The sequence below is a fragment of the Mycoplasma tracheobuteonis genome (assembly GCF_054456995.1).
In genome coordinates, this window is the sequence record NZ_JBTKTG010000015.1 from 1 (window position 1) to 11356 (window position 11356).

Genomic DNA, 11356 nt, shown 5'->3' on the forward strand with positions numbered 1-11356 from the left:
AAATATCTGACTTAGGCCAGATATTTTTGTGTTGCACTGGAGATTACACTCCAGACACTCCAATAGGGGTGCTTTCATTTTTGTGTTAAATGCATAATATTCTTTGCAAAACACAGAATGTAGTAAAATTTAATTATGTTTAAAAACTTAAAGAAATTATTATTTATACCTACAATTCTTGTACCAATTTCATTGCCGATGGTATCGTTAGCATGCACCCCACAACAACAATATATTGATGCTGTTAATAGTCTAAATGCTATGGCAAATGATTATCAAAATAGAGTAAATTCAGGCGAAAAAGAGTGAACTTATTTAGCTATTTCATTACGTAATGCGACTGCATTTTATAATAAAGGAAATGAACTGGCTGACGAAGCTGGCGGACACTACTCTGCTAAAAACTACTTTAAACTAGTTGCTCAAATAGAAGGAATCAAGCAATTTGCATCTTCAGTAGCTGATAACATCAAAAAAGAGCCTAGATGATATAATGCGAGAATATATAAAATGATTGATGCTTATAGAATAATTTATACAAATAATATTGAAATAGGTAGTTCGCTTTCAAGTCTAGATAACATTAGAAAAACGTTTAATCAAATTTGAAGCAATGATCCTGATGATAGCAAACTATTATTTAATAATATTCAAGATGATTACAAAGTTTATAAGAATTTATTAACCCAAATTCAAAGTTTATACAACTTAATTCAGCCTAATAGTTATATTTCAGCACATCCTGAAGCTATATCTAAATTTACAGCCTTTAAAGAAGAACTAAGTAAACTACTAGCTAAAAATGATAAAGATTGGACTTTAGTGGATGTTATTCCTGAATTATTACAATCTACTAATAAAATTCTTAAAGAATCTAATGAAGAATTAAAGGCTTTATTAAGCAATGAAGAATTTCTAAATTCTTTAGATGAAGGTCAAAAAGCTCAGGTTAATAACTTTAATAAAGCATTTTTACCTCAATTGCCTGTAAATGAATTACAATCCCATTTACAATATGTTTTAAGTGATGCTTTAAATAATGTATGGCAAAAGATTTACCTTGAAATATTGTTTACATTTTATGAAACATATAAATTTGATTCTATAATTCCTGCCTCAACATCTAATAATATAAATAAAAAACTAACAGAAGCCAATAAGCTATACAGAACTTTATATGCTGAATTAGAACAATACGAATTGGATGCTGAAGATACTACAGAAGAAAATAGTCATTCTAACGAAATAAGTCCTGAATTAATTAAGAATGTCAAAGAATATAATGTAATACCGGCTCAAGAATATAGTGAAATAAGTGATAAAATTAAAGAGTATTTAACGAAGAATAAAAAGAATTAACATAAAATAGAAAGGAAATAAAATGATTATAGGAAACTCAAAAGTTGCTATTGATGCAATTGAAAAATACGATAATATCGTTATTTTTCACCACATTAGACCTGATGGAGACTGTTTAGGTTCTCAAGCTGGTCTAGCAGAATTAATCAGAACAAATTACCCAAATAAAAAGGTGTTTACACCAGGAAACAACTTACACTTATTTGATTTCATGGGATATCACTTTGATAAAATTGAAGACATTGATTTTACTAACTCACTAGCTATCGTAGTAGATGCTTCAAGTGGAGATAGAATCGAATGTTCAGAATTATTATACGAAAACAAAACAACAGCTAAATTAAGAATTGATCACCACCCTAATGGTGCTGATATCGATTACGACTACAACTGGATTGATGAACACTATGTAGCAGCAGCCGAAATGATTGCTCAAATTGCATACGATGGAAATTACACAGTTACTCAAAAAGCTGCTTCACACATTTACTTAGGAATTAACACAGACTCAGGAAGATTTTTATACCCTGATACATCAGCTAGAACACATCGTTTAGTAGCTTTCTTAATGGATACAGGATTCCATCCTGCAAACATCTTAAGAGAACTTTCAAAACGTACATTTAAATCAATCAAATTTGTAGGTAAAATTCTTTCAGAATTTAAAAAAGAAGGAAGAGTTCTTTACTACGAAATCGATGCTGAAACACTTAAAAAATACGACATGGATTCATTTGAGGCAGCTCAATATGTAAATGAATTAGCTAACATCGAAGATAATTCTTGTTGAGCATTATTTATCCAACTAGAAGATGGAAAAGTACGTGGTCGTTTAAGATCTAATGGACCACTTGTTAACAAAGTTGCTAACCAATTTAACGGTGGTGGACACGACAATGCTGCAGGAATCACATTAGATTCTTGAGAACAAGTTCCAACAGTATTAGAAGCCTTAAATCAAGCTATTGTTGAATGAGAGGCTAAATAATGGTCGTAGGAAGCTTAGAGTTAGTAACAAAAGAATTATACAAATACGATTCAATTGTTATTTTTCACCACATTAGACCTGATGGAGACTGTTTAGGTTCTCAATTCGGACTTAAAGAATTACTTGAAACAAATTTCCCAGATAAAAAAGTTTATGCAATTGGTGATGCAAAAGGTTCTTTCCCATTCTTAAACTTAGTAATGGATGAAATTCCATCAGATGAAATATTAGCCCAATCTCTTGGGGTAGTTGTAGATGGTGGTGATAAAGAAAGACTTGAATGCAGAGAAGTTTTAGATAAAAACATCTTTAAACAAGTTGTTAGAATTGATCACCACCCTAACATTGATGATTTAGGAGATGATACTATTAGATGAGTTGATTCTTCTTACATCGCTGCTGATGAAATGATTACAAATATTGCTGTAACAAATGGCTGAAAAATTACACAAAGAGCTGCTAACTTACTTTATTTAGGAATCAATACAGATTCTGGAAGATTCTTATTTGATAAAACATCAGCTCGTACATTAAAACTTGCAGCTAAATTATATGAAGCAGGTTTACAAGCTGACTTTATTCACAGAAACTTAGCAACAGTTACTTTAGATGATTTAAAATACAATGCTTGATTAATGTCTACACTTAAAACACGTGATGGTGTAGCATACATTCAAAACGATTTAGAATCAACTGCTAAAATGGGAAAAACACCACAACAATCAGTTAGAGTAAATGCAATCGCTAATATTGAAGGATTCCCGTTCTGAGTTCAATTTACTGAAGAAGAAAATGGAAAAGTACGTGTTGAATTTAGATCTAATGGACCTATTGTGCGTAATGTAGCAGTTAAATGAGGTGGTGGAGGTCACGAAAGAGCTTCTGGAGCTATTATTGATTCTCTAGACCTTGTAGAGGCTGTTATTGATGATTGTGTAGCCGAAGTAAAACGTTACCAAGAAGAAATGAAACAAGCATAAAATCTTATAAATAAAACAACATTATTAGAGAAGTATATGAGAAAAAGTATTCTATATACTTCTTTTTTATTATCTTTAGTTTTAATATGCGGGCTAGGATGATGATAATGGGTTTTATTATTAATTAATAACTGTTAAATAGATGTGATAAGAAGAAATTATTATTTATTTGCTTAAATACAATGATTATTGATGCATATATTAAATATCTAATTTTAACTAATTCATCCATTTTATAGACTTAGACGAAGAATTTGTAACTATTTACTTGTTTTTTTTTATTTATTATTTTTTATTTTTTTTTTTATTTTTTTTTTTTATTTTTTTTATTTTTTTTTTTTTTTTTTTTTTTGAAAAAATTAATATATATCAAAATAAAGGAGAATAATGAATATAAGTATTTTTGACAAATTAAAGAAACTAACAATTGCTCATATATTACTAACTATTATACCTTCAATAATAATGATTATTGGGTCATTAGTAATGATTTCGTCACTAACGGGTGGTATTGTCCTAATGGCAATAGGGGGACTAGGTTTTGTTGCTACATTAGTTATTTTTATAATGCTATTAATAACTACAGCTCAAGCCACTTCATATGCATCAAGTGAAAATTATGTATTACTATGGGTATCATTTGGATTAATGTTTCTTGTTCCATTAGCAAGTTGAATTATTAATTTTATTGTAGCTAATAGAGAAGCTTAATAAATAATATAAAGCTATTTAACCTTACAGTTAACACTTAATAAGTGTTGACTTTTTATTTCTTTATATCTATGACAAAGTCATAAAAAACGAAGCCTGTAGGCTTCGCCATAATAAGATTAATCTGCTGATGGAACTTCTTTGTCTCCAGCTTCAGAAGGAATATTAACAACTTGTCCTTTTAATAATTCAGGTGAAGCAAAATCATCATATGATTTTTCGAATTTATTTGCATCAAATTGAATTCCAGGTGTTAAGATGTGTTTTATAAATTTAATTGATTCATCAATTAAGCTTTGTCCTTCATTCATTAATGTGACTTGATCTTTATCTTTTACATAGTTAAGCATTGAGTAACCATCTCCACCTGCTGCAAGATAGTCGTTTGTGCAGATGTAGTAGTATTTTTCAGGATCAATTGCTTTTCCATTAATTTTAATTGATCCTTCTTTTGCTTTTCACATGTATTCTTGTTTTTGTGTTTTAGGATTTAATTCTTTGTTAATTTCAACTTCATATGTAACGTTTGAAGATAATTGTGAGAATCCTCCGGATCTAGCTTTAGATAATCCGTATTTAATTGCTTGAAGCGCTCTATCACCTTTGACCTTAACTGTGTTAGGTCTATTTCCAAATGGAGAAATACCTCTCATTTTTCCATAAGTTACTTCTCCTGCTGTAATGTTTTCACGTAGACCACCACCATTCATTAATCCGAATGTGTTATCAATTGTGGCTGGTTCTGAGCCTGGAACGCTTTCTCATGATTTAGTATTAATGAAGTTTCATGCTCCGGCATTAGCAAACATAATTCCAAGGTTTGTAGGTTGTACTCTTCCTTTTCAGTATGGTACCCCATCAACATTTACACTATCAATGTGTGTAAAGTCTTTTGTTGATGTGAACATAACTTTGTTATTTTCTTCTGCAAATTTATCTTTTAATGCTTTTAGAAGTTTTTCGTTAGGACTTTCAGGATCTACTACATCATTTAATGTAGCGACTTCGATTTGATAAATATCTCTTAAAACTTGTTTTTGTTTAACGATTTTACCTGTAGTTGTATCGAATTCTAGTTCGATATCTCCTAAATATTTAGTATATGCTTCTGTTTGAGTTACATAAACATCTTTGTTATTATCATTATTAATTTTAACAAGTGTGTGAGAATGACCATCAAGGATTAAGTCTAATTCATTTTGCGTTTTTTCAGCTAAGTATTCTGAAGTTCAAGCTGCATTAGATCTACCTTTTCCAAGGTGTGCAATACAGATAATGAAATTAATATCTGGATGTGCATTTCTGATTTCTTCAACAACTTTTTTAGCTTCGTCCACTGGTTCTGTAAATTTAACTAATCTTGAGTTTCTAGGGTGTGATGTCACACTTGTATCAGGTGTAGTAAGTCCAAATACTGCTACCTTGATACCACTTTCTAATTCTTTAGTAATGTAAGGCTTAAATGCACGTTGTCCAACTTTAGAAGCATCGTATCCTTCTACAGATTTTTGTTCTTCAGGTGTTAATTCTTTATAGTAGATATTAGCTGATAAGAATGGCATTACTTCTTTTTCTTTATTTAATTCAGCATTTAAATCTAAAATGTGTTTTAGACCATAGTCGAATTCATGATTTCCTACTGCTACAGCTTCATATCCAATATTTTTAGCAATATGAGTAATTGTATTACCTTTATCGGTGTCTGATAGTGGTAAACCTTGAATCATATCTCCGGCTGATAAAAGTAAATCACGAGCTTTTCCATTTAAGTATTGACCCGTTCTTAACATACCTGAGTATAGACTGTATTTACCATCATCAAATTCAAGTCTTCCATGTTCATCATTTGAGTGAAAAATCTTAATTGTTTTAATTTTTGAGTTAGTAGCTTTTTCAGCTTCTCTTAATAAATCAAATGTTGCATCATGTTCTTTAGCTAAAGGATTTAGTTCATTTGTAACTCTTTCCTTAAGAGCAGTCATACGTTCTTGTTTTTCTCTAGCTTTTTCACCATTAGAATCATTTTTTAGATTTATTGATTTAATAGCTTTTAATTCTGCTGCTAATTCTTTAATTTTTGCATCGTATGCTAAAGAAGTTGCGTTATAAGCGTCTTTAACTTTGTCTCTTAGTTTTGCTGCAACAGCTTCTGTAGCTGTGCTGGTAGCTTTAATCTTATCTAAATCTGCTTGTAAAGCATCTTTATTCTTTTGTAACTCAGCTAATTGTTTATCAGTTTCACTTTTTGCTTGAGTTAATTTATCTAAATCTGCTTGTAAAGCATCTTTATTCTTTTTAGTTTCTTCTAATTGTTTATCTGTTTCAGCTTTTGTTTGTGTTAGTTGATCTAAATTTGCTTGTAAAGCATCTTTGTTTTTTGAAAGTTCTTGTAATTGTCTATCTGATTCTTGTTTAGATTGAGTTAGTGCATCTAATTGTGCCTGTAAAGCATCTCTATTTTTCTTTAATTCTTCTAATTGAGCTTTAGTGTCGTCCTTTTTGTTATTTGTGTTAGCACAGGCAACTACTGTTAAAGGTAAGGTAATTGCTGCTGTTCCTAATGGAATAAATCTTAATAACCATTTGTTTCTGTTTTTCATATATTCTCCGTTGTATTATTAAGTATTATTACAATACTATTTTTATCATAACCTATTTTGATGTTAGTTCTAGAATTTGGAAAATATATGTGAAATATGTAGTGTATTTTCCACAATTTATGAAAAGTTCCATATGAATATAATAAAAACTAGCTTTCGCTAGCTTCATTATTATTCTGATAAAGTTAATGTTAAATCGAAATAACTTAAAGGTTTATTTTCATCCATTGAGCATAAATAGTATTTAAATTCATACTTGTTTTCTTCTTTAATAAATTGAGAACAGTATGTACGCATATTGATTTCATGAATTTGCTTGCTTTTAGGATCTAACACTGTAACATTAACATCTCCAAAGTCATTTAATTTGATTTGAACAGTTGTTTGATTGGTATAAACTCAAGCTTCGTTTTGGTATACATCAATACGATTTGTTTCATTGTATTTAGGCTCTTTAAAAATTAATTCAATAGCATCTTCATCTTCGTTATAGTTTTTGCTTAAAGGTGCATCAAATTCAATAATTTGAACTGCATCTTGATTAATTTTTTCTTCACCATTTTCGTGGATAACGGGTTGAATAACTGATTTAAAATTAATTTTCATAGTTACTTAATCTTTCTTTAATTACATCTGCACCAAATAATCAAATAGCTTTAGCGAGTTCAGGACCGTGTGCAACACAAGTAGCAGCTAATCTAATAGGCATAAATAAGTTTTTGCCCTTAACTCCTAGTTCTTTTTGTGTACTATTAATTGCTTCCTGAATGCTTGAAATAGTAAAGATATCTTTTTCTAAGTCCTCTTTTAGATATTTAGCAAATGTCGCAACAGTTTTGGCATCTGCTTCAGAAAATTCTTGTTTTTCAAAAATAGGTTCAATATATAAATCAAGGTGTGATTTAAGTTCGCTTGTAGTTACTGAACTTGCTTTAAATGTTTCAACAAATGTTTCTAATCAATCTGCTTCAAAATCGCTTGCATCTAGGTTCATAAGTTTTATAAGTTTATCGTTAGGTTCATTTTTTAGGTATTGTTTTGAGAATCAATCCATTTTAGTAATGTCGAATTTAGATGGGCTCTTAGATAAACGAGCTGGGTCGAATTTTGCAATAATTTCTTCTTGAGACATAACTTCACTTGCATCAGCTGCTGTTCAACCTAATAAAGCAAGGAAGTTAAAAATTGCTTCTGGAATATAACCTTCATTACGGTAATCTTCAATAAATTGTTTAGTTTCTAAATCACGTTTTGAAAGTTTTTTACCTTCCATATTAGTAATAATTGTCATATGACCAAATTGTGGAGCCTCTCAACCTAAAGCTTGATATAAAGCAAGTTGTTTAGGTGTGTTTCCGATGTGTTCTTCGCCACGAAGAATGTGTGTAATTTCCATATCGTGATCATCAACAACTACAGCAAAGTTATATGTAGGGTAACCATCTGATTTAAAAATAACTCAGTCAGCAATTTCGTCAGAGTTGAATGAAATTTTATCTCTAACAATATCGTTTCAAGAAAGTTCTACATTTTTAGGCATTACTAAACGATATGAAAATTCCCCAGCAGCATCTCTTTTTGCTTTTTCTTCTTGAGAAATATGCAACCAGTTTTTGTTGTATCTGAAGCTTGGAATACCTTTAGCATCTGATTCGGCTTTTTGTGCTTCTAATTCTTCTGTTGTATCGTATGCTTTATAAGCAAGACCTTTAGCAAGCAATTCTTCTAAAACTTCATTATATCTATCAAGTTTTTCACTTTGGCGATATTTTCCGTATTTTTCATTAGGTTTAAGTGGACTTTCATCAGGTACAATACCTAATCAAGCTAGGTTTAAAAGTTGTGATTCTTCTCCACCTTCAACATTTCTTTTAACATCCGTGTCTTCAAGTCTGAATACAAAATCACCATTAAAATGTTTGGCGAATAAGTAACAGAAAAGAGCTGTTCTAGCACCACCTATGTGTAAATATCCTGTAGGACTTGGCGCATAACGCGTTCTAACTTTTTTAGTCATTATCATCTCCTTAAATAAGTATTTAAATTATAAATTAATTTAGATATAGGGCTTTAAAAAAAGACATTCATTTTTATAACAAAATATTTTGAAAAATCTAAAAGAAAACATCCTACTAGGAAGATAGTAGAGATGCCATTTTTTGTCTTTCCAGTGTATAAGCAAGATGATACAAAGGAGTTTTTTATGCAGTGATTTGTTCTAAATTATTCACCTTTTTAATTAATTTAAATTTTAATGTAATTCATAAGTAAAACATTAATGTTTTATCGCTTATATTTAAAAATGAGTTCATTAGATATATTTTTAAAACAAGAATAGTTAAGAGATATAGATCTAAAAGTAATAATATGGTTGAGATAACGATGTTTACTGTATTTGTAGAAGGATTTCAATTTACAAGTCCGTTATTATATTTATAAATATGAATTTCATAAGCATGATAGTAAATATAATGAAATTGAATATGATTTTATATTTCATAAAAATGGTAAGAAAATTGGCGTAAGTGCAAAGAGAACTCTAAGAGAAAGATATAAACAAAATATCGCTGATTGTGATGATTTAGATGTTGACTATCTATGCGTTTTCACCTTGGGCATAGATTTATCGGTTGAAAAGGCTAAAAATATCTTAAATAAAAATAATTTATTTTTAGTGATAGCGGAGGAAGTTTATAACTCAAATATTGAATTTCAACAAAATTCTAAGGTAATTCCATCAAATAAAATAGAGGAATTCTTTGAAATGCTTTAATTTCAACAAATATTCAAAGAGATATTTGTATTTATAAATAATGATTTTAAGCATAAATAAACAAAATTTATTTTTGCTTAATATTAAAAAAGTTTTATAATAATATCGCATCGTTAGCTCAGTCGGTAGAGCAGCTGGCTCTTAACCAGCGGGTCGCAGGTTCGAACCCTGTACGATGTACCATTTCATCTTTTGATGACTAAATTCCTACCTAGTTGCGAAACTAGGTTTTTATTTACACATTTTTATGATATAGCATTAAAAAAGTAGTAGAATAAAAATGATATTAGCTGCTGCTAATACTATTTTTTATTATTTAAAAAGAAGGGAGGAAAAATGAAAAATATCTTTTCTAAGAAAGAAGCTAAGTCAGAAAATAGTGAGTTAAATAAAGAGATGCAAAATTTAGTTGAAGAATATGAACAAAGTGGAACTTCACACCATATTCAAAAGACAAATACATTATACAAAAGAACAAGAATGTCTAATTTTGGTCTTAAATTAAATCGTTTTTATTCACAAATGCCTATGTGAAAAATAGTTACAATTACAATAGTAACAGCTATCTTTTTCGGTATTATCAGTGTTTTCTTCGTTAAAAACGTTGGTATTTACAACTTTGGTTTAGCTGCTTTCGGGCAATCAGCTGCCAAAATAATTGTTGTTAATTTATCTCAAGATCAAGTATCTGCTTCAGTTAGAAACTTAATTGACCAATTTATATTCTGAATTGCTTATATTATCTTAAGTATTCCAGTATTCGTCTTCGGATATAAGAGAGTTGGTAAGACTTTTACTAATATTACTATCTTATTCCTAGCTGTTTCATCATTGGTATCATTCTCAATTGGACTTATCCCAGGTGCTAACGAAGTTTACATCATTGGAAATTACTCAAATAATAATGTAAAAAACTTTTTATCAGACTATAAAAAACCTTTAAGTAACATTATTCCTATGCAATGGACAGGGGCAGATGCAGGTAACACAATTGCATTAATGCTTTACTCAATTGTTTATGGATATATGTTAGCTTACATCTTTGCTATTATTCAAATTATCGGAGGTACTGCCGGGGTTACTGGTATCATCGGTGAATGATATGCAAACGAAAAACAAAAATCATTTGGTGCTATTTCAGGATATATGAACATTATAATTGTGTTTATTGCTGTTGCAATTGGGTCATGATTACCTGGTTCATTACTTCTAAAAGATGCTCAAACAAACATGGAAGCTACAAAGAAACTTTGAGAAGCAAAACTAAATGCTTTAGATACTACATCAATTAGCGATGCTGCCGGATTAAAAGAAGCTGTAACAAAAATTACAGCAGAAATTAACAAAGCAAATGGTATTGATTTAACTGTGTTCAATGAATATAAGAATATTGATTGAACAGCTGCACTTGCTAACAAATCTAACTTAGCAAGTTACTTATCATTATCTAAAGATTTTGATGCTGCAAATACATTATTTAATAGTGCTTGATCATTTGAATTATACTTATCACCAAACTTTATCGCTACAATTTTAGTTAATGTAGTTTACATCATGATGCTTGATAAGCTATATCCAAAATTCAAATTAGTAAGAGTTCAAATCTTCACTAAAAATGCAGATCAAATTAAAGATATTATTAACAATGATAACAAAATTGTTACAGGTATGACTATATTCCCAGGTAAAGGTGGATACAAGGGAGAAGATATCCAAGTTATTACATCTATCGCCTTATTTAGACACGTTCTACGTATCATTAAAGACGTACGTAAGTGTGATGAAAATGCCTTTATTTCAGTATCAGAAATCAAGAGTATTGATGGAAATATCTACTTACCTGAAGATAAATTCTAGAATAATAATAAGAGCCACCTTCATTGGTGACTCTCTGGAGTGTAATCTCCAGTGCAACACAAAAATATCTGGCCTAAGTCAGATATTT

8 protein-coding genes and 1 tRNA gene are annotated in these 11356 nt (G+C 29.9%); 6 read left to right on the forward strand and 3 right to left on the reverse strand.

Annotated features, from left to right (window positions below; translation table 4 throughout):
* The first annotated feature begins 135 nt into the window (after nucleotides 1-135).
* The 4 genes from ACX1M8_RS02955 (at nucleotide 136) to ACX1M8_RS02970 (ending at nucleotide 4038) form a co-directional block, all read left to right on the forward strand.
* A complete protein-coding gene (locus ACX1M8_RS02955) occupies nucleotides 136-1359 on the forward strand; it encodes a hypothetical protein (protein ID WP_458835443.1) in 1224 nt (407 codons plus the stop codon).
* A gap of 22 nt (nucleotides 1360-1381) precedes the next feature.
* Nucleotides 1382-2347: a bifunctional oligoribonuclease/PAP phosphatase NrnA gene (gene nrnA, locus ACX1M8_RS02960; RefSeq protein ID WP_458616332.1), complete on the forward strand. Its 966-nt coding sequence runs from the start codon at nucleotides 1382-1384 to the stop codon at nucleotides 2345-2347.
* Nucleotides 2347-3327, forward strand: coding sequence for a bifunctional oligoribonuclease/PAP phosphatase NrnA (gene nrnA / locus ACX1M8_RS02965; protein ID WP_458836765.1), 981 nt, complete (start codon nucleotides 2347-2349; stop codon nucleotides 3325-3327). Before nrnA (ACX1M8_RS02960) ends, nrnA (ACX1M8_RS02965) begins: the two co-directional genes overlap by 1 nt.
* Before the next feature lie 387 nt (nucleotides 3328-3714).
* A complete protein-coding gene (locus ACX1M8_RS02970; protein ID WP_458616329.1) occupies nucleotides 3715-4038 on the forward strand; it encodes a hypothetical protein in 324 nt (107 codons plus the stop codon).
* A 119-nt stretch (nucleotides 4039-4157) separates the two neighbouring features.
* On the opposite strand, the gene ACX1M8_RS02975 is transcribed toward ACX1M8_RS02970, so the two are convergent.
* The 3 genes from ACX1M8_RS02975 to gltX form a co-directional block, all read right to left on the reverse strand.
* Nucleotides 4158-6638, reverse strand: coding sequence for a bifunctional metallophosphatase/5'-nucleotidase (locus ACX1M8_RS02975; protein WP_458616328.1), 2481 nt, complete (start codon nucleotides 6636-6638; stop codon nucleotides 4158-4160).
* Between the two features lie 171 nt (nucleotides 6639-6809).
* A complete protein-coding gene (locus tag ACX1M8_RS02980; RefSeq protein WP_458616327.1) occupies nucleotides 6810-7244 on the reverse strand; it encodes a hypothetical protein in 435 nt (144 codons plus the stop codon).
* A complete protein-coding gene (gene gltX, locus ACX1M8_RS02985) occupies nucleotides 7234-8655 on the reverse strand; it encodes a glutamate--tRNA ligase (RefSeq protein ID WP_458616326.1) in 1422 nt (473 codons plus the stop codon). Before gltX ends, ACX1M8_RS02980 begins: the two co-directional genes overlap by 11 nt.
* 863 nt (nucleotides 8656-9518) lie before the next feature.
* Between gltX and ACX1M8_RS02990 the strand changes: the two genes are divergently transcribed.
* Both ACX1M8_RS02990 and ACX1M8_RS02995 read left to right on the forward strand, forming a co-directional pair.
* Nucleotides 9519-9594: transfer RNA gene (locus ACX1M8_RS02990), tRNA-Lys, on the forward strand.
* Between the two features lie 153 nt (nucleotides 9595-9747).
* Complete coding sequence (locus tag ACX1M8_RS02995) at nucleotides 9748-11268, forward strand: YitT family protein (protein ID WP_458810538.1); 1521 nt, start codon at nucleotides 9748-9750, stop codon at nucleotides 11266-11268.
* Nucleotides 11269-11356 lie beyond the last annotated feature (88 nt).